Annotated in this window: 16 protein-coding genes; 10 read left to right on the plus strand and 6 right to left on the minus strand. The window is 68.7% G+C overall.

Annotation, left to right across the window (positions count from 1 at the left end):
• Together O9Y01_RS09380 and O9Y01_RS09385 are read left to right on the plus strand one after the other, a co-directional pair.
• Nucleotides 1-1,233, plus strand: a complete 1,233-nt coding sequence (locus O9Y01_RS09380) for an FtsX-like permease family protein (protein WP_269631316.1) — start codon at nt 1-3, stop codon at nt 1,231-1,233.
• Nucleotides 1,226-1,918, plus strand: coding sequence for an ABC transporter ATP-binding protein (locus O9Y01_RS09385; RefSeq protein WP_269631317.1), 693 nt, complete (start codon nt 1,226-1,228; stop codon nt 1,916-1,918). The genes O9Y01_RS09380 and O9Y01_RS09385 overlap by 8 nt, the downstream gene beginning before the upstream one ends.
• Here the strand turns inward: O9Y01_RS09385 and O9Y01_RS09390 are convergent, their stop codons facing one another.
• On the minus strand, nt 1,919-2,119 hold the full coding sequence (locus O9Y01_RS09390) for a hypothetical protein (protein WP_269631318.1): 201 nt from the start codon (nt 2,117-2,119) through the stop codon (nt 1,919-1,921). It abuts the gene before it with no gap.
• A gap of 270 nt (nt 2,120-2,389) precedes the next feature.
• Here O9Y01_RS09390 and O9Y01_RS09395 point away from each other — a divergent pair, with 270 nt between their 5' ends.
• Nucleotides 2,390-4,411: a M13 family metallopeptidase gene (locus O9Y01_RS09395; RefSeq protein ID WP_269631319.1), complete on the plus strand. Its 2,022-nt coding sequence runs from the start codon at nt 2,390-2,392 to the stop codon at nt 4,409-4,411.
• Nucleotides 4,412-4,568: 157 nt separating this feature from the next.
• Here O9Y01_RS09395 and O9Y01_RS09400 read toward each other — a convergent pair whose 3' ends face one another.
• Complete coding sequence (locus O9Y01_RS09400) at nt 4,569-4,751, minus strand: hypothetical protein (RefSeq protein ID WP_269631320.1); 183 nt, start codon at nt 4,749-4,751, stop codon at nt 4,569-4,571.
• A gap of 158 nt (nt 4,752-4,909) precedes the next feature.
• Nucleotides 4,910-5,731 carry an alpha/beta fold hydrolase gene (locus O9Y01_RS09405; protein WP_269631321.1) on the minus strand — a complete coding sequence of 274 codons (822 nt, stop codon included), beginning with the start codon at nt 5,729-5,731 and terminating at the stop codon, nt 4,910-4,912.
• Nucleotides 5,732-5,803: 72 nt separating this feature from the next.
• Between O9Y01_RS09405 and O9Y01_RS09410 the strand changes: the two genes are divergently transcribed.
• Together O9Y01_RS09410 and O9Y01_RS09415 are read left to right on the plus strand one after the other, a co-directional pair.
• Complete coding sequence (locus O9Y01_RS09410) at nt 5,804-6,601, plus strand: enoyl-CoA hydratase-related protein (RefSeq protein ID WP_269631322.1); 798 nt, start codon at nt 5,804-5,806, stop codon at nt 6,599-6,601.
• Nucleotides 6,598-8,124 carry a 3-hydroxyacyl-CoA dehydrogenase gene (locus O9Y01_RS09415; protein WP_269631323.1) on the plus strand — a complete coding sequence of 509 codons (1,527 nt, stop codon included), beginning with the start codon at nt 6,598-6,600 and terminating at the stop codon, nt 8,122-8,124. Before O9Y01_RS09410 ends, O9Y01_RS09415 begins: the two co-directional genes overlap by 4 nt.
• A gap of 71 nt (nt 8,125-8,195) precedes the next feature.
• Here the strand turns inward: O9Y01_RS09415 and O9Y01_RS09420 are convergent, their stop codons facing one another.
• Both O9Y01_RS09420 and pcaF read right to left on the minus strand, forming a co-directional pair.
• Nucleotides 8,196-9,035: an IclR family transcriptional regulator domain-containing protein gene (locus tag O9Y01_RS09420; protein WP_269631324.1), complete on the minus strand. Its 840-nt coding sequence runs from the start codon at nt 9,033-9,035 to the stop codon at nt 8,196-8,198.
• A gap of 466 nt (nt 9,036-9,501) precedes the next feature.
• Complete coding sequence (gene pcaF / locus O9Y01_RS09425; RefSeq protein WP_269631325.1) at nt 9,502-10,704, minus strand: 3-oxoadipyl-CoA thiolase; 1,203 nt, start codon at nt 10,702-10,704, stop codon at nt 9,502-9,504.
• A gap of 294 nt (nt 10,705-10,998) precedes the next feature.
• Between pcaF and O9Y01_RS09430 the strand changes: the two genes are divergently transcribed.
• From O9Y01_RS09430 to O9Y01_RS09450, 5 genes are all read left to right on the plus strand, one after another.
• Nucleotides 10,999-12,273, plus strand: coding sequence for an HD-GYP domain-containing protein (locus O9Y01_RS09430; RefSeq protein WP_269631326.1), 1,275 nt, complete (start codon nt 10,999-11,001; stop codon nt 12,271-12,273).
• Between the two features lie 56 nt (nt 12,274-12,329).
• Nucleotides 12,330-14,414, plus strand: a complete 2,085-nt coding sequence (locus O9Y01_RS09435) for a putative bifunctional diguanylate cyclase/phosphodiesterase (protein WP_269631327.1) — start codon at nt 12,330-12,332, stop codon at nt 14,412-14,414.
• 75 nt (nt 14,415-14,489) lie between these two features.
• Nucleotides 14,490-14,810 (plus strand): DUF1840 domain-containing protein, encoded by a 321-nt coding sequence (locus O9Y01_RS09440; protein ID WP_269631328.1) that lies wholly within the window; start codon nt 14,490-14,492, stop codon nt 14,808-14,810.
• 6 nt (nt 14,811-14,816) lie between these two features.
• Nucleotides 14,817-15,458, plus strand: coding sequence for a histidine phosphatase family protein (locus tag O9Y01_RS09445; protein WP_269631329.1), 642 nt, complete (start codon nt 14,817-14,819; stop codon nt 15,456-15,458).
• 176 nt (nt 15,459-15,634) lie between these two features.
• Nucleotides 15,635-16,549 carry a porin gene (locus O9Y01_RS09450; protein WP_269631330.1) on the plus strand — a complete coding sequence of 305 codons (915 nt, stop codon included), beginning with the start codon at nt 15,635-15,637 and terminating at the stop codon, nt 16,547-16,549.
• 147 nt (nt 16,550-16,696) lie between these two features.
• Here the strand turns inward: O9Y01_RS09450 and ruvB are convergent, their stop codons facing one another.
• Nucleotides 16,697-17,752: a Holliday junction branch migration DNA helicase RuvB gene (gene ruvB, locus O9Y01_RS09455; protein ID WP_269631331.1), complete on the minus strand. Its 1,056-nt coding sequence runs from the start codon at nt 17,750-17,752 to the stop codon at nt 16,697-16,699.
• Between the last annotated feature and the right edge of the window lie 12 nt (nt 17,753-17,764).

Genomic DNA, 17,764 nt, shown 5'->3' on the forward strand with positions numbered 1-17,764 from the left:
ATGGCCCTGGCGCGCTGGCAGCCCTTCGAGTGGATCGTCGCGGCCCGCTTCCTGCGGGAAGGGCGCATGCAGAGTCTCTTCATCATCGTCGGCGTGTCCATCGGCGTGGCGGTGATCGTCTTCATGTCGGCTCTGCTGGCGGGGCTGCAGGCCAACCTCGTGCGGCGGGTGCTGACGGCCCAGCCGCATGTGCAGCTGCTGCCGCCCAAGGAGCAGGTGCGCGTGCTGCACGCTGCGGGCGACGCAGCCTTCGCCACCACCGTGCAGGCGCCGCTGCAGCGGCTCAAGTCCATCGACCAATGGCAGTCCCTGCTGATGCAGCTGCGGGCCATGGCGGACGTGAAGGTGGTGTCGCCCACCGTCAGTGGCTCGACCCTGATCCAGCGCGGCGACACCAGCCGCTCCCTGAGCCTCAACGGCGTGGAGCTGGAGCACTACGACCGCATCGTCAGCCTCAGCGACAAGATCGTGAAGGGCCGGGCCCGGCTGGGCGCCACGGACATCCTGATCGGCATCGAGCTGGCCAACGACCTCGGCCTGAGCGTGGGCGACAAGCTGCGGGTCAGCGCCGCCAGCGGAGCCGCCAACACCTTCGAGATCGCCGGCATCCTGGACCTGGGCAACAAGGGCGCCAACCAGCGCACCGGCTTCGTGTCCCTGCACAGCGCGCAGAGTCTGCTGGGCTATGCCGGCGGCGTGACCAGCATCGACCTCACCGTGCACGACGTCTACGCTGCCGAGCGCGTGGCCCAGCGCATTGCCGCCCTGGCACCGGTGCAGGCGGACAGCTGGATCAAGACCAATGCGCAGTTCTTCAGCGCCGTGCAGTCGCAGAGCACAGCCAACACGGCCATCCGCTTCTTCGTGGGCCTGTCGGTGGCCTTCGGCATCGCCAGCGTGCTGGTGGTCTCGGTGGTGCAGCGCTCCAAGGAGATCGGCATTTTGCGTGCCATGGGCATCTCGCGGGGTCAGGTCATGCGCGTGTTCCTGCTGCAGGGGGGCCTGCTGGGGCTGGGCGGGGCGCTGATCGGCTGCATCGTGGGCTCCGTCGCGCTGAAGCTGTGGCTGGGCTATGCCAAGACGCCGGACGGCAGCCCCATGTTCACCATCAGCTTCGAACCTTCCCTCTACCTGACGGCCCTGGGCCTGGCCACGCTGACCGGCCTGCTGGCCGCGCTGGCGCCGGCTCTGCGCGCGGCGCGTCTTGACCCTGTGGTGGCCATCCGTGGATGAAGCGCTGACCCCTGTCGTGGAGCTGCGCCAGGTGCGCAAGTCCTTCAATGTGGGCCTGCCCACCGAGGTGGAGGTGCTGCATGGCATCGACCTGCGCCTGATGCCGGGGCAGTTCTCCGCCGTCATGGGCCCGTCGGGTTCGGGCAAGAGCACCTTGCTCAACATCGTGGGCCTGCTGGACCGGCCGACGCAGGGGCAGCTGCTGATCCAGGGCCAGGAAACGACGGCCATGGACGACGCCGCGCTGACCCGCCTGCGCGGCCACACCATCGGCTTCGTCTTCCAGTATCACCACCTGATCGGCGCCTTCAGCGCGCTGGAGAACGTGATGCTGCCCATGGTCGGGCTCAAGGGATTTCCGGATGCTGCGACCGAGCAGCGCGCCCTGGGCCTGCTCGAGAGCGTGGGCCTGAGCCCGTGGAAGGACACGCCGGCGGCGCGCCTCTCCGGCGGGCAGCAGCAGCGCGTGGCGGTGGCCCGGGCTCTGGCCATGCAGCCGGCCCTGCTGCTGGCCGACGAACCCACGGGCAACCTGGACAGCAAGAGCGCGGACGCCGTGTTCGAGCTGCTGCGCCACGTCAACCGCGATCACGGCACGGCGGTGCTCTTCGTCACCCACAACCCTGACCTGGCCCGCCGCTGCGACACCACGCTGATGGTGGTGGATGGCCTGATGCAGGGCTGATCAGCCGCGCCAGCCGAGCAGCCGTGCCGGCAGGTAGAACAGGGCCTGGATCAGCGCCAGGCCGCCCCCGACCGCGAAGCCCAGGATCCGAAAAGGCAGCAGCACCAGCCAGACCAGGGGCCACAGAAGCAGTGCCAGCAGGGCCAGCGGCCAGCAGATCAGCGCCAGCAGCAACCACAGCAGCAGGGAAGTGAAGGACATGGCCCGCGCCTTGTTCGGATGAGTCAGGTGGCGCCATGGTGCGGCCGCAGCCCGGGACCGCACAGTGTCGAAGGCCATGGCGCGGCGGGGCCGTGTCCGGGCTGACCCGGCCCGCGCCTGCGGGGTTTTCGGTCCTTGGCTAGGGCTTTCACGGGTGACTGACTTTTGGGCGGGCATGGCGCAGCACGTATGCTTTCGCCCTTTCGTCCATCCCTAAGATCTACAACGGGCCTCGAGCGTCAGGAGCGCGAAGGGGCCGAGAGAGAGTCCATGAAGTCGACCTTCAAACTGGGCGCCCTGGCGCTGATGATCCAGCTGGCCGGTGCCGCCTTTGCCGCCCCCCACAACCATGGGCTCGACCTGCCCAACTACGATCCCGCCGTGCGGGCCCAGGACGACCTGTTCCTGGCGGCCAACGGCGGCTGGCTGGGCCGCACCGAGATCCCGGCGGACAAGTCCTCCTTCGGTACCTTCGTGCTGCTGCGCGACATGTCGGACGCCCGCGTGCGCGCCATCGTCGAGGAGCTGGCCAAGGGCAAGCAGGCGGCAGGCAGCAATGAATTCAAGATCGGCACCTACTACGCCGCCTTCGTCGACACCGCTGCCATCGACCGCGCCGGCTTCAAGCCCGTGCAGCCGCATCTGAAGGCGATTGACGGCCTGAAGTCGGTCGCCGACCTGACCCGCTGGATCGGCCAGGTGCAGGGCGAGGTGGCCACGCCCATCGCCATGTACGTCGATGCCGACGCCAAGAAGCCCCAGGAGAACCGCCTGACCCTGGTCCAGGCCGGCCTGGGCCTGCCCGACCGCGACTACTACCTGCTGAAGGACGACGCCCGCATGGGCGACGCCCGCAAGGCCTATCTCGCCTATCTGCAGCAGCTGGCCGGCTTCGCGGGCGAGAAGAACGCCGCCGCCGCGGCCCAGCGCATCTACGCCCTGGAAGAGAAGATCGCCCAGCTGCACTGGAGCAACGTCGAGAACCGCGACCCGGTCAAGACCTACAACCCGCTCAGCGTGACCGAGCTGGCCAGCCAGGCGCCGCAGCTGGACTGGACCGTTCTGTTCCAGGCCGCCGGCCTGCCCAAGCTGGACACCGTGTCCCTCATGCAGCCCAGCGCCGTGCAGGGCATTGCCAAGCTGCTGGGCGAGGCACCGCTGGCCGACTGGAAGCTCTACCTGAAGGCCCGCACCCTGGACAGCTATGCCAGCGTGCTGCCCAAGGCGCTGCGTGACGCCTCCTTCGCCTTCCATGGTCAGGCCCTGTCCGGCCAGAAGGCCGAGCTGCCGCGCTGGCAGAAGGGCGTGGCAGAAGTCAACATGGCCCTGGGCGAGGCCATCGGCCAGATCTACGTGGCCCGTCACTTCCCGCCCGAGGCCAAGGCCCGCATGGAGAAGCTGGTCGCCAACCTGCTGGCCGCCTACAAGGACTCCATCGACGGCCTGAGCTGGATGTCGCCGGCCACCAAGGTCCAGGCGCAGGACAAGCTGTCCAAGTACATGACCAAGATCGGCTACCCCGAGAGCTGGCGTGACTACGGCCGCCTGGTCGTGAAGGCCGGCGACGCGCTGGGCAACAACCAGCGCGCCGGCCGCAACGAGTGGCTGCGCATGGCCGCCAAGGCCGACAAGCCCGTGGACCGCAAGGAATGGGGCATGACGCCGCAGACAGTCAATGCCTACTACAACCCCTCGCAGAACGAGATCGTGTTCCCGGCCGCCATCCTGCAGCCGCCCTTCTTCGACATGAACGCCGACGACGCCGTGAACTATGGCGCCATCGGTGCCGTGATCGGCCACGAGATCAGCCATGGCTTCGACGACCAGGGCAGCCAGTTCGACGGCGACGGCGTGCTGCGCAACTGGTGGACCCCGGAGGACCGCAAGGCCTTCGACAGCATCACCGCCCAGCTGGTCTCGCAGTACAACGGCTACGAGCCCATCCCCGGCAAGCATGTCAACGGCCAGCTGACCCTGGGCGAGAACATCGCCGACCTCTCCGGCCTGCAGATCGCCTTCAAGGCCTACCAGCGCTCCCTGGCCGGCCAGGCTGCGCCGGCCATCGGCGGCTACAGCGGCGAGCAGCGCTTCTTCCTGGGCTGGTCGCAGTCCTGGCGCGTGAAGGCCCGCGAGCAGCGCCTGCTGCAGCTGCTGGTGATCGACCCGCACTCGCCTGGCGAATACCGTGCGAATGGCGCGGCCATCAACCACGACGGCTTCCACCAGGCCTTCGGCACCAAGCAGGGCGACAAGATGTTCAAGCCCAGCGAGGAGCGGATCCGCATCTGGTAAGCGAGGACGGCATCCCGCCGCCCAGCCAAGGCCGCCTCCGGGCGGCCTTTTTCATGGGCCCAAAAAAACGCCCGGCGGTGGCCGGGCTGAAGGGAGGACAGGGGAAGCAGGCGGCCGCAGGGCCGCGCGCTGGATCGGGATCGATGGGCCGGCCGGATCAGGCCTGCGCAGCCGCTTCGTGTGCGGCCGAAGCCTGTGCCAGGCTCAGCGAGGGCAGTTGCATGGCCGGCGCACCCAGGCAGGGCTGACCACCCGTGGCATCGGCCTGGGCGAGCGTCAGGGACGCGGCGCTGGCGATGGCAAGAAGGGCGGTGAGCAGGGTCTTGGTGGCGGCTTTCATGGCATTCCTCTCTGGCGTCTGGGTGCTGGCGGGCCTCATGGCTTTGTCGATGGGAGGAGTGTGCGCGCCGGCTCCCCGGTCTTCCAGGTGCCTGCGACGAACTGTCGGCGGGGTGACGTGAACGGCTGCTGGCTGCGATCGATGCCAGGCCGGGCGGCTCAGGCCAGGCTCGCCAGCCAGTCCTGCATGTGGGCGATCAGCCGCTCGGGCTGGTCCTTGTGCGGGCTGTGGCCACAGTCCGGCAGGGCCAGCAGGCGGGTGTCGGCGTGCAGCTCGGCGATGGCCTCGATCTGGCGCAGGCTGCCGTATTCGTCGTGCACGCCCTGCACCGCCAGCACGGGGCATTGAAGGCGGCCCTGCAGCTCGGCCTCGATGTTCCAGTCCTCGAAGCCGGGGCGCAGCCAGGCGTCGTTCCAGCCGTAGAAGGCCGAGTCGGTGTCGGCGTGATGGCGGGCCAGGGCCTTGCGCAGGGAGTCGCCCTGTTCGTAGGCGGTCCTGGCGGCATGCAGGCCCAGCAGGGTGATGGGCTCCACGAACAGATGAGGAGCCATCGCCACGACGCCTCGCACCTGCTGCGGTGCATGGGCCGCGTAGAGCAGGGCGAGGCTGGCACCGTCGCTGTGGCCGAAGAGCAGCAGGGGGTGGTCGGTCAGGCCCAGGGCCTCGAAGCAGGCCGGCAGCAGGCCGCGTGCCTGGCGCTGGAGATAGTCTGGCGGCCAAGGCGCCGTGCGTGGCGTACTGTGGCCATAGCCCGGGCGCGAGAACACCAGTCCGGGCAGCTGGAGGGCTTCGCAGAGCCGCGCAGGGAAATCGCGCCACTGGCTCAGCGAGCCCAGGCCCTCGTGCAGGAAGACCAGCAGGGGCTGGCTCGCCTCCTGAGCCTCACCCAGCCACTGGGATTCGATGCGCAGCGACTCGCCGTCCAGCATGAGCGGCTGGAGGAAGGGCGGGCTCGGCGTCAAGGGGCTCGGCGTGCGCATGGCGGAATTCTGCCCTCGCCGAGCCGCGGGCGGCTGCGCTGCGATACTTCGTTCATTACAAGGAGTTTCACGGTGGAGACATTGCATATTGCGGTGGACGCCCGCGGCGTGGCGCGCGTCACCATGACCCGTCCGGAGGTGTTCAACGCCTTCAACGAGCAGATGATCGGCGAGCTGGACCAGGCCTTCGAGCGGCTGACGGCCGACCCCAAGGTGCGCGTCATCGTGCTGGCCGGCGCCGGCAAGGCCTTCAGCGCGGGCGCTGACATCCAGTGGATGCAGCGCGCGGCCCAGGCCAGCCAGGAATGGAACCTGCAGGATGCGCGGCGTTTCGCGGCCATGCTGTACCGCATCCAGTCCTGCCCCAAGCCCACCATTGCCCGCGTGCAGGGCGTGGCCCTGGGCGGCGGCGTCGGTTTGACGGCGGCCTGCGACATCGCCGTGGCCAGCCAGGACGCCCGCTTCGCGGTGAGCGAGGCGCGCTTCGGCATTCTGCCGGCCGTGATCGGCCCCTATGTGGTCAATGCCGTGGGCAGCCGCCAGGCGCGCCGCCTGGCCCTGACCGGCAGCCGCATCCCCGCCACTGAAGCGCTGGCCCTGGGGCTGGTGCATGAGGTCGTGGCACCCGAGGCCCTGGACGAAGCCCTGGAGCGCTGGCTGAGCGAGCTGCTGGCCAACGGCCCGCAGGCCCAGGCCGAGATCAAGCAGCTGCTGGGCCAGCTCGGCGTCGGCCCGGTGACCGAGGAGGTGCGCGAGCTCACGGCCCAGACCATCTCCCGTGTGCGCGTGGGCGAGGAGGCTCGCGAGGGCTTTGCCGCCTTCATGGCCAAGCGTCCGGCGCCCTGGGTGCCGCAAGGGGAGGGCGCATGAGCGAGGTCCAGCAATGGGCGGTGGCGAGCAAGCCCGCCGCCGAAGCCCTGATCGGCGTCATCGGCGCCGGCGTGATGGGCGCGGGCATTGCCCAGGTGGCGGCCCAGGCCGGTCATCCGGTGCGGCTGATGGACGTCCGTGAAGGCGCCGCCGCCGCCGCGCACGGTCAGATCGCCAAGGCCCTGGAAGGCCTGGTGACCAAGGGGCGCATGGAGGCGGCCGAGCGCGAGGCCGTGCTGGCGCGCATCCAGCCGGTGTCGGCCCTGGCTGAGCTGGCCGGCGCGGCCCTGGTGGTCGAGGTCATCATCGAAAAGCTGGAGCCCAAGCAGGCCCTGCTGCGCGAGCTGGACGCCCTGCTGGGGCCGGACGCGCTGATCGCCTCGAACACCTCGTCGATCAGCATCACCGCGCTGGCCAATGGCATGCAGCGTCCCGGCCGCCTGGTGGGCATGCACTTCTTCAATCCCGTGCCGCTGATGAAGCTGGTGGAGGTGGTGTCCGGGGCGGAGACGCAGGCCTCTGTGGCCGAAGCCATCTACGAACTCTCGCGGCGCTGGGGCAAGGCGCCCGTGCATGCGAAGTCGACGCCTGGCTTCATCGTCAACCGCATCGCCCGCCCTTATTACGCCGAGACCCTGGCCCTGCTGCTGGAGCAGGCCGGCACGCCCGCGCAGCTGGACCGCGCCCTGCGTGCGGTGGGTTTCCGCATGGGACCCTGTGAGCTGATGGACCTGATCGGGCATGACACCAACTTCCTGGTGACCCAGTCCGTCTTCGAGGCCAACTTCGGTGACAAGCGCTACATGCCCTCCCTGGTCCAGAAGGCCCTGGTGGACGGCGGACGCCTGGGCCGCAAGGTCGGCAAGGGCTTCTATGAGGGCGTGCCCGTGGCGCCGACCCCCGTGGAGCGCCAGGGCGCCGCGGCCCTGCCGCCCGTGCAGCTGCTGGGCAGCGGTGCGCTGGTCGACGGCCTGGCACAAGCCCTGGAAGCCGCCGGGGTCGCCTTCGAGCGCCAGCTGCAGTCCAGCTGGGCGGGCCTGGTGATGGGGGCGCTGCAACTGCGCATGAGCACCGGCCGCTGCGCCGCCGAACTCGCAAGGCAGACAGGCCATGCCGAGCTGGCCGTGATCGACTGGCCCATCCAGGGCCCGCGCACCGAGGCCCTGGCGCTGGCCTTCGCCCCGCGCTGCAGCGAGGCCGGCCGTGAACAGGCGCTGCGGCTCTTCGCTGCCCTGGGCTGGGCCCCGCTGGTCCTGCGCGACGCGCCCGGCCTGGTGGTCGCCCGCACGCTGGCCATGCTGGTCAACGAGGGCGCAGATGCCGTCTGGCAGGGCGTCTGCGACGAGGCCGCCGCCGATCAGGCCATGAAGCTGGGCGTCAACTACCCGGCCGGGCCCTTCGAGTGGCTGGCACAGCTGGGCGTCGCGCCCGTGGTCGAGACCCTGGACGCGCTCTTTGAGGCCTGCCGCAACGAGCGCTACCGCGTCAGTCCGCTGCTGCGGCATCGCCTGTGGGCCGACTGAGCGTCAGCCGCCGCAAATGAAAAAGCCGCCCTCGAGGCGGCTTTTTCACGGCGGGGCGCGGAGCCGCCCGTTCAGAGCAGCATGCGCAGGTGCTGCTGCGCCTGCAGCAGGGGCGGCAGAGCATGCTCGACCAGCTGCTCCATGCTCATGCGCGAGGCGTGGATGGAGATGTTGAGGGCGGCGACCACATCGCCACGGTAGTTCTTCAGCGGCACCGCCAGGGTGCGCAGGCCGAGCTCGAGTTCCTGGTCCACGCTGGCGTAGCCCAGGGTCCGGGCGCGGGCAACCTCGGTGCGCAGCCGGTCCGGGTTGGTGATGGTGTGGGGGGTGACCGGATCCAGCGTCTGGCGGGCGATCCAGGCGTCGGCGTCTTCCGGCGCCAGCGCAGCCAGCAGGGCCCGGCCGTTGGCGGAGCAGTAGGCCGGGACGCGACCGCCGGACTGCAAGTGCTGGGACAGCACACGGCCGGCGCTGGTGGCGGCAATGCAGATCACGTCATTGCCATCCAGCACCCCGGCAGCGCTGGCTTCCTTGAGCGCAAAGGCCAGCTTGTGCAGCTCGGGCTCCACGATGCGGGGCAGGCGTGCCGAGTGCATATAGCTCTGGCCCAGGCGCAGCACCTTGGGCGTGAGCGCGAACATCTTGCGGTCCTGGGACACGAAGCCCAGGTAGCTGAGGGTCAGCAGATAGCGGCGGGCGGCCGCACGGGTGAGGCCGGTGCGGGCGGCCACCTCGCTGATGGTGAGGCGGGGACGTTCCTGATCGAAGGCTTCGATCACGGCCAGTCCCTTCTCCAGGCCGGCCACGAGGTCGCGTTTCAGCGGCGTCTGTGGTTCCTGAGAGACAGTGGCGGCCGAACTGGGCGGCACTGCGACGGAGGCGAGATCATCAAGGGCGCGAGCAGCAGACATGGCGTTCCAGGGTCCGATGGGCGCCCAAAGTGGTCTGAGCGCGATCAATTCAAGCGCCGACTATAGAAGTCTGTCACTACAACGTGTGACGACTTCGCAAGAACTGGGCGACGAGCGCACATCTATGCACCAGTTTGGTGATTTCAAGGCGCACGCATCTGACGGCCTGGCGCAGGTCGCTTCGAGCGGGCCCCAGACACCTCACGGCACCGGGTTGCGGATCATCCCCCTGTCTTGCTTCTTTTCTGCCGGCAAGTCTCGGGAGGGGCCTTGAACGTACGCATATGACTTTCGACATATGTGTGATATATGGCCCCGTCGGAGCCAGTATCACACGATCCCGGGCCGCGCAGCTGTCCGGGCGACCAGCCCAATGGGGGAGGGCTGGGCGAAAGCGTTCGCAGAGCGTCCGTATGGTGTCCGTCTGGTGAACGCCTGGTGGGTGCCGGGGCGCCCCCAGGTGCGCTCAGACCCGCTCGAGCACGAGCGCGATGCCCTGGCCGACGCCGATGCACATGGTGCACAGAGCGTAGCGGCCGCCCGTGCGCTGGAGCTGGTTGGCGGCGGTGAGCGCCAGGCGGGCACCGCTGGCACCCAGCGGATGGCCCAGGGCGATGGCGCCGCCGTTGGGGTTGACGCGGGGATCGTCATCCTGAAGGCCCAGCTGGCGCAGCACGGCCAGCCCCTGGGCGGCAAAGGCCTCGTTCAGCTCGATCACGTCCATCTGGTCCAGGCTGAGCCCGGCACGGGCGAGCACCGCCTGCGTGGCCGGAGCCGGGCCGATGCCCATGATGCGCGGCGCAACGCCCGCCGTGGCCATGGCCACGACCCGGGCGCGGGGCGTCAGGCCATGGTGCTGGACGGCGGTCTCGCTGGCCATCAGCAGCGCCACAGCGCCGTCGTTGACGCCGGAGGCATTGCCGGCCGTCACCGAGCCCTCGGGGCTCACCACGCCCTTGAGCCGTGCGAGCGCCTCCAGGCTGGTGTCGCGGGGATGCTCGTCCTGGCGCACCCACAGGGATTCGCCCTTCTTCTGGGGAATCTCGACCGGGCAGATCTCGGCGTCGAAGAAGCCGGCCTGCTGGGCGGCCAGCGTCTTCTTCTGGCTGGCCAGGGCCATGCGGTCCTGGGCCTCGCGCTCGATGCCGAACTCGCGCGCCACGTTCTCGGCGGTCTCGGGCATGGAGTCGACGCCGTACTGGCTCTTCATCAGCTTGTTGATGAAGCGCCAGCCGATGGTGGTGTCATAGACCGCGTTCTGGCGCGAGAAGGCGGCGTCGGCCTTGGGCATCACGAAGGGGGCGCGGCTCATGCTCTCCACGCCGCCGGCGATCAGCAGGTCCGCCTCCCCGGCCTTGATGGCGCGCGCGGCGCTGCCCACGGCGTCCAGGCCCGAGCCGCACAGCCGGTTGAGCGTGACGCCCGGTGCGCTGATCGGCAGGCCGGCCAGCAGGGCGGCCATGCGGGCGACGTTGCGGTTGTCCTCCCCGGCCTGGTTGGCGCAACCGTAGAAGACATCTTCCAGCGCCTGCCAGTCCAGTTGGGGGTGGCGGGCCATGAGGGCCTTGATGGGCAGGGCGCCCAGGTCATCGGCGCGCACGCTGGCGAGCGCGCCGCCGTAGCGGCCGAAGGGCGTGCGTTGGCCGTCGCAGAGATAGGCAGTCTTCATGGGGTCCTCGAGTGTGCTGGGTCGTGAGCCGGGCTTGCTTCGCCGGCCGCCGGGATGATGGGTGATCTTGACGATAGCTTGATTCGAAAAGTTCTTTAATAGAACATTCGTTCATCAAATGAACATGCTAGGCCTGTGCGATCTTTCCAGTCAAGCGCAGGCCTGTTGGCGCACATACGTCAGCGAGGTGTATCCGTCCGTGTAAAGTTCCCCAGTGCGTCGCTCAAGTTCTCCGGACCCGCGGCCGATGCATCGCAAGAGGGCGCCCCCGGAGGAACAGGGCGTAGGACACGCATGAAGGACAACGCAACAGATCCGCTGATTGACGTGGCCCAGCTGAAGGTCGGGATGTTCATCCATCTGGACCTGGGCTGGATGTCGCACCCCTTTCCGCTGAGCAGCTTCAAGCTGAGCTCGGAAGACCAGCTGCTGGTGCTGCGCCGCCTGGGTCTCAAGCAAGTGCGTTGGAGTCCTGGCAAGAGCGAACTGCCCGACGATGCGCCACCGGCCCCCGTCGTGGCGGAGCCGAGCAATCCGGCCCTCAGCCCAGAACAGCAGCTCAAGGACGCTCATCGCCGGGCGCTGGCCGCCCAGCGCGAGGCACTGTCGCTGTGCGAAAAGCAGTACGCCGAGGCCGCCGCGGCCTTCAAGAACATCGTCGACCTTGTCCCCCGCGAGCCTGTCAATTCGCGGGACCAGTCCACCGCGCTGGTCAGCGCCTTGCTGGACAAGATGCTGGTCGAGGGCGACCTCAACATCCGCCTGCTCAACGAAGGCGCCGGCGACCGTGGCACGGCGCACGCCTTGAATGTGTCCATCATTTCCCTGCTGCTGGGCCGTGCCTTCGGCCTGGGGCGCGAAGAGATGATGGACCTGGGTGTGGGCGCCCTGCTGCACGACATCGGCAAGCTCGAGCTGCCGCCGCGGCTGCGCCATCGGGACGAGAGCTTCACCTCCGCCGAGAGCCAGGTCTACCAGACCCATGTGGTCAAGGGCGTGGCCCTGGCCAAGCAGATGGACCTCGCTGCCGGGCCGCTGCTGGTGATCGCCCAGCATCATGAGAACGCGGATGGCTCGGGCTTCCCGCAGCGCATCAACGTGGACCGCATGAGCGCAGCCTCGCGCATCGTGGCCCTGGTCAACCGCTTCGATGGGCTGTGCAACCCGCTGCTGGTCTCCAAGGCCATGACGCCGCATGAGGCCCTGTCCCTGATGTTCGCGCAAGGGCGCAACCGCTTCGACGCCACCATGCTCAACGCCTTCATCCGCATGATGGGCGTCTATCCCCCGGGGTCGACCGTGCAGCTGACGGACGACCGCTATGCGCTGGTCGTGGCCGTCAACTCCTCGCGTCCGCTGAAGCCGCGTGTCATGGTGCATGACGCCAAGGTCGCGCGCGAAGAGGCGCTGATCGTCAACCTGGAAGACCATCCCGACCTGGGCATCCGCCGCAGCCTCAAGCCCGGTGCACTGCCTCGCGCCTCGCTGGACTACCTCAGCCCGCGTGCGCGCGTGGCGTATTTCTTCGAGTCTGCCGCCGCCATGCCGTCGGGAGAGGTGTCGGTGTGAGACCGCCCCGGCGGGAGACGCAGGCGGGCCAGGCGGATGAGTCGATTCCCAGTGCATTGGATGCCTCGCACCATCGCGGCCTGCTGGACGCGTTGCAGGAGGCTGTCTGGCTGGTGGATGCCCATGGCCTGACGGTGCTGCAAGCCAACGAGGCGGCCCGGCAACTGCTGGGGCTGTCATCGACGCAGCTGGTCGGGCGGCGCATCGAGTCCCTGTGCGTCACCCCGGAGGACCTGCTGTTCTGGAGCGAGGTCGCGGGCGGTGCCTGCGAGGAGCTCCACACCGAGACGCTCATGCGCCATGCCGACGGCCACACCCTCTGGGTGGACCGCAGGGCCCGCCTCGTGCAGGCGGACAGCGCCCATCCGCTCGGGCGCGCCCTGTGGGTGGTCAGCATGCGGGACCTCAGCGCCCAGCGCCGCGGTGAGGAAGAGCGCGAGGCCCTGCTGGTGGACCTGCGCAGCACGCTGGAGTCCACGGCCGATGGCATCCTGGTAACCGACCTGGCCGGGCGCCTGCGCAACTTCAACCAGCGCTTCGCCACGCTTTGGGGCATTCCCGAAGACCTGCTGCAGCAGCGCGACGATGCGGCCGTGCAGGCCTGGATGCGGCGCAGCGTGCCGGATGGTGCAGCCTATGCCGCACGTCTGGCGGCCTTGCTGGACGCCCCGCTGCTGCAGAGCAGCGATGTGATCCAGCTGCTGGACGGTCGCGTGCTGGAGCGCGTCTCGCTGCCGCAGTGGAGCCGGCAGCGCCCCGTGGGCCGGGTGTTCTCCTTCCGCGATCTCAGCGACCAGCTGGCGGCCAGCCAGCGCATCGAGGAGCTTTCACACACCGACATGCTCACCGGGCTGCCCAACCGGCGCGCCCTGTCGCAGCGGGTGGAGTACGCCCGCGCGATCGCCAAGCGCGAGCACTCGGGCTTCGCGATGCTCTTCGTCGACCTCGACCGCTTCAAACAGATCAATGACACGCTCGGCCATGCCTTTGGCGACCGCGTGCTGCGCGAAGTGGCGCAGCGCCTGCGCGACTGCCTGCGCGAGGTGGACACCGTGGCCAAGCTCTCGGGCGACGAATTCGCGCTCCTGATCCATGAGGCCGACGCCCGCGGCGCCGAGCACACGGCGCGGCGCGTGCTGGAGGCCATGGGCCGGCCCTTCGGCTTCGATGCCCTCAGCTTCACCGTGACCGCCAGCATCGGCATCGCTCTGTTTCCGGGCGACGGCGAATCGCTGGACGAGCTGACGTCCAGCGCCGAGCGCGCCATGCAGGGCGTCAAGGACAGCGGGCGGGCGGGGTTCCGGTTCCACCAGCCGCGCAAGGATGTGGACCTCCTGGCCCGCATGCGCCTGGATCACGCCATGCGCCAGGCCCTGCTGGACAGGCGCTTTCGCCTGCACTACCAGCCCCAGCTGGACCTGGCCAGCGGCCAGGTGATCGGTGCCGAGGCCTTGATCCGCTGGCGGGATCCGCTGCGCGGCGAAGTGTCGCCGGTCGAGTTCATCCCGGTGGCCGAGGAGAGCGGCTTCATCGTGGCCATCGGCGACTGGGTGCTGCATGAGGCAGTGGCGCAGGCGCAGCGCTGGTGGCAGCAAGGGCGCCGCATGCCGGTCGCGGTGAATGTGTCGGCCCTGCAGTTCCAGCAGGGGCAGTTCGTGGACACCGTTCGCGAGGTGCTGAAGTCGGCCGGTCTGCCGCCGGATCTGCTGGAGCTGGAGCTCACCGAGTCCATCCTGCTGCGGGATGCCGACGAAGCCCTGCGCCGGCTGCAGGCCCTGGCCGAGCTGGGCGTCTGCCTGTCCATCGACGATTTCGGCACTGGCTATTCCAGCCTGGCCTACCTCAAGCGCTTCCCCATCCAGCGGCTCAAGATCGACCGCAGCTTCGTCCAGGGGCTGCCGGCGGACGCCAGCGATGCGGGCATCGTCCGCGCCGTGGCCCAGATGGGGCGGGCGCTGGGCCTGCAGGTCATCGCCGAAGGGGTGGAAAACGAGGCCCAGCGCGACTTCCTTCGCGAGGCCGGCTGCCATGAATACCAGGGCTATCTCTTCTCGCCGGCCCTGGATCTGGCCGCCTTCGAGACCCGGGTCTGGGGGACCGAGCGCCCGGCCATTCGCCTCGTTCAGGGTGGGGTCGGCTGATCCCGCGTGCGCGAGGTCCACAATAGGCCCACTGCTTTCCACTCTTGATTGCGCCAGCGCCGCGCCGGGGGCCCCATGTATCGATTCAAGTCCAAGGCTGCGGCCGATGTGATCTACCTGCCTGATGCCGCCCGCCAGGTCCTCGAAGCCCTGCGCCGCGAGCCGGCGCAGCAGGGCATCATCGAGGTGGCTGACCTCCCCGCGGCGCAGCAGGCCCTGCTGGCCGCCGTGGAGGCCGACGAGGCCGCATTCGCCGCCCTGGTGGCTGAGGCCGAAGCCCAGGGCGAGCCGCCGCCCCGGCGCCAGGGCATCACCCTGAGGCAGCGGGTGTGGCCCCTGCTGGACATGCTGCGCCTGAGCGAGGCCGAGCGGGCCGATGTCATCTGGCAAGGCTGAAGGCCCATGGACGGACTGGATGAGGTCACCCGGCTGGTCTGCGTTCGCCACGGACAGACCGACTGGAATGCGCAGGGGCGCATCCAGGGCCAGCTGGACATCGACCTGAACCCGCTGGGCCAGGCCCAGGCTCTGGCCCTGGCCGCGGCCCTGCAGGACGAGGGTCTGGACCAGGTGGTCTGCAGCGATCTGCAGCGTTGCCGCCAGACCCTGGCCCCCCTGCTCTTGCAGCGCACCCTGCCCGTGCGCTGGCATGCCGGGCTGCGCGAGCGCTCCTTCGGCGACTTCCAGGGGCAGACCTGGGTCGAGCTTGGAGCGCGCGAGCCGGAGGCGCTGCAGCGCTGGAAGTCACGGGACCCTGACTTCGCGGCGCCCGGCGGCGAGTCCCTGCGGGTGTTCAGCGAGCGCGTGCTGGCGGTGGTGCGCGAACTGGCGGCGGCCCATGCGGGCCAGACCCTGCTGCTGGTGACACACGGTGGGGTCCTGGACTGCCTGTACCGGGCAGCCCTGGGACTGGACTTCCAGGCCGCCCGCAGCTGGCGCCTGGGCAATGCCGCCATCAACCGTCTGATGGTTTCCGGCGGCCGGCTGCACCTGGTGGGCTGGGCTGACGAGGCGCATCTCCCGGCACTTCCGGCCTCGGCCTGACGCTCCTGCCGGCCCCCGGCGACAAATCCTTGCACCAGACCTGCCAGAAGTGACTGTTGCAAATTCGCGTCGTGGGGGCTTCGGTCAAACCCTAGGGCTCCTATACTGCCGCCACATTCCGCGTGACAAGACCGGGTGACTCAACCCGGCACAACCTCAACCTACAAAGGCAAATGATGAAGAAGATCGCTCTCGTCGCCGCTCTGGCCGCTGTTTCGGCTTCGGCTTTCGCTCAAAGCTCCGTGACCCTGTGGGGCCGCGCCAACGTGACCGTTGAAAGCCAGAAGGTCGGTACCGGCGACCGCAAGGTGGTGGTGCAGGACAACCGTTCGCGCCTGGGCGTGAAGGGCCAGGAAGACCTGGGCGGCGGCCTGAAGGTCAGCTTCGCTCTGGAGCACGGCCTGGACATCGACACCGGCAAGCAAACCGGCGGCACCTTCTGGAACCGTGAATCGTCCGTGCAACTGAGCGGCGCTTTCGGTGCCGTCCGTCTGGGCAACTGGACCAATGGTTCCTACTTCGCCACCGCTGACTACGTCAGCATGCACAACCACGACACCGGCACCTCCGACGACAAGCTGTACTCGGGCGCTGGCTGGACCTCGGTGAACAAGGTCGGCTACTTCACCCCGAACATCGACGGCTTCACCGGCGAAATCACCATGCACGCTGGCGAAGGCGCCGACAAGCGCGCATTCGACCTGTCCGGTAACTACGACCAAGGTCCTCTGCACCTGGGCGCCGGCTTCAGCAAGCAAGACAACGCCAAGCAGTACGCTGCTCGCGCTCTGTACGAGCTGGGCGAGTTCACCGTCGGTGGCTACCTGCAGCGTGAAGACATCGGTGGTGCTACCCGCAACATCTGGCGTCTGGCCGGCATGTACACCATGGGCGCTTCCGAGTTCCACGTGAACTTCGGCGGTGCTGGTCGTAGCGCCGTGGCCTCCAAGGCCAACCAGTTCACCCTGGGCTACAACTACAACCTGAGCAAGCGCACCAAGGTGTACGGCTTCTTCACCAAGCTGGACAACAAGGACAACAACGCTGGCGACCTGAACAGCCTGGCTGCTGGTATCCGTCACAACTTCTAATCCCTCGGGATCAGAAAGTGCAAAAGGCGACCTTCGGGTCGCCTTTTTTCATTCTGTTGCGCCTCTTGCGATCCCTGAGCATGGCGCGGCCGGAAGGGCCGACGCACTCGCGGCGGACGCCGGACGCCGGCCTTGCGCTGCAGCTCGCTACTCGTCGAACAGGCTCGTCGTGTTCTTGGGCGGCGCCACCCCCAGGTGCCGGAACGCGGCCAGCGTCGCGATGCGGCCCCGCGGTGTGCGCTGCAGGAAGCCCTGCTGGATCAGGTAGGGCTCGATGACGTCCTCGATGGTGTCGCGTTCCTCACCGATGGCCGCGGCGACGTTGTCCAGCCCGACCGGGCCGCCGTCGAAGCGGTGCACCACGGCCTCCAGCAGCTTGCGGTCCATGAGGTCGAAGCCCTGTGGGTCCACGTCCAGCATGGCCAGGGCCTTGTCGGCCATGAGCTTGGTGATGCGGCCGTCCCCCTTGACCTCGGCATAGTCGCGCACGCGCCGCAGCAGGCGGTTGGCGATGCGGGGCGTGCCGCGCGAACGCCGGGCGATCTCCAGGGCGCCTTCCGGCGCGATGGGCGCTTTCATGAGTCCGGCGGAGCGGGTCACGATGCGCTGCAGCTCGTCCGGCGTGTAGAACTCCAGCCGGGCCACGATGCCGAAGCGGTCGCGCAGCGGGTTGGTCAGCATGCCGGCGCGGGTGGTGGCGCCGACCAGGGTGAAGGGCTGCAGGTCCAGCTTGATCGAGCGGGCCGCCGGGCCTTCGCCGATCATGATGTCGATCTGGTAGTCCTCCAGCGCGGGGTACAGGATTTCCTCGACCACGGGCGAGAGGCGGTGGATCTCGTCGATGAAGAGCACGTCGTTCTTCTCGAGATTGGTCAGGATGGCCGCGAGGTCCTTGGGCTTCTCCAGCACCGGGCCCGAGGTCTGGCGCAGGTTCACGCCCAGCTCGGCCGCGATGATGTGAGAAAGCGTGGTCTTGCCCAGACCCGGCGGGCCGAAGAGCAGCACGTGGTCCAGGGCCTCCTCGCGTTTGCGGGCAGCGCCGATGAAGATCTCCAGCTGCTCGCGCGCCTTGGCCTGGCCCACGTATTCGTCCAGCAGCTTGGGCCGCAGGGCGCGCTCCAGGGCCTCTTCATTGGGATTGCCCGGGGAGGCGCTGACCATGCGGGGCGGCTGAGGGGCGAAATCGTCGGTCTGGATGGGCATGGCGGCTCAGGG

Origin of the sequence: Pelomonas sp. BJYL3 (assembly GCF_027257975.1) — a bacterium.
Lineage (GTDB): Bacteria > Pseudomonadota > Gammaproteobacteria > Burkholderiales > Burkholderiaceae_C > Roseateles_B > Roseateles_B flavus.

Excerpts from the sequence above, each read along its gene's own strand:
- O9Y01_RS09440 (WP_269631328.1), top strand. The coding sequence starts at position 14,490 with ATGTATCGATTCAAGTCCAAGGCTGCGGCCGATGTGATCTACCTGCCT.
- pcaF (WP_269631325.1), bottom strand. The coding sequence starts at position 10,704 with ATGAAGACTGCCTATCTCTGCGACGGCCAACGCACGCCCTTCGGCCGC.
- O9Y01_RS09390 (WP_269631318.1), bottom strand. The coding sequence starts at position 2,119 with ATGTCCTTCACTTCCCTGCTGCTGTGGTTGCTGCTGGCGCTGATCTGC.
- O9Y01_RS09405 (WP_269631321.1), bottom strand. The coding sequence starts at position 5,731 with ATGCGCACGCCGAGCCCCTTGACGCCGAGCCCGCCCTTCCTCCAGCCG.
- O9Y01_RS09415 (WP_269631323.1), top strand. The coding sequence starts at position 6,598 with ATGAGCGAGGTCCAGCAATGGGCGGTGGCGAGCAAGCCCGCCGCCGAA.
- O9Y01_RS09445 (WP_269631329.1), top strand. The coding sequence starts at position 14,817 with ATGGACGGACTGGATGAGGTCACCCGGCTGGTCTGCGTTCGCCACGGA.
- O9Y01_RS09420 (WP_269631324.1), bottom strand. The coding sequence starts at position 9,035 with ATGTCTGCTGCTCGCGCCCTTGATGATCTCGCCTCCGTCGCAGTGCCG.
- O9Y01_RS09450 (WP_269631330.1), top strand. The coding sequence starts at position 15,635 with ATGAAGAAGATCGCTCTCGTCGCCGCTCTGGCCGCTGTTTCGGCTTCG.
- O9Y01_RS09400 (WP_269631320.1), bottom strand. The coding sequence starts at position 4,751 with ATGAAAGCCGCCACCAAGACCCTGCTCACCGCCCTTCTTGCCATCGCC.
- O9Y01_RS09380 (WP_269631316.1), top strand. The coding sequence starts at position 1 with ATGGCCCTGGCGCGCTGGCAGCCCTTCGAGTGGATCGTCGCGGCCCGC.
- O9Y01_RS09430 (WP_269631326.1), top strand. The coding sequence starts at position 10,999 with ATGAAGGACAACGCAACAGATCCGCTGATTGACGTGGCCCAGCTGAAG.
- ruvB (WP_269631331.1), bottom strand. The coding sequence starts at position 17,752 with ATGCCCATCCAGACCGACGATTTCGCCCCTCAGCCGCCCCGCATGGTC.
- O9Y01_RS09395 (WP_269631319.1), top strand. The coding sequence starts at position 2,390 with ATGAAGTCGACCTTCAAACTGGGCGCCCTGGCGCTGATGATCCAGCTG.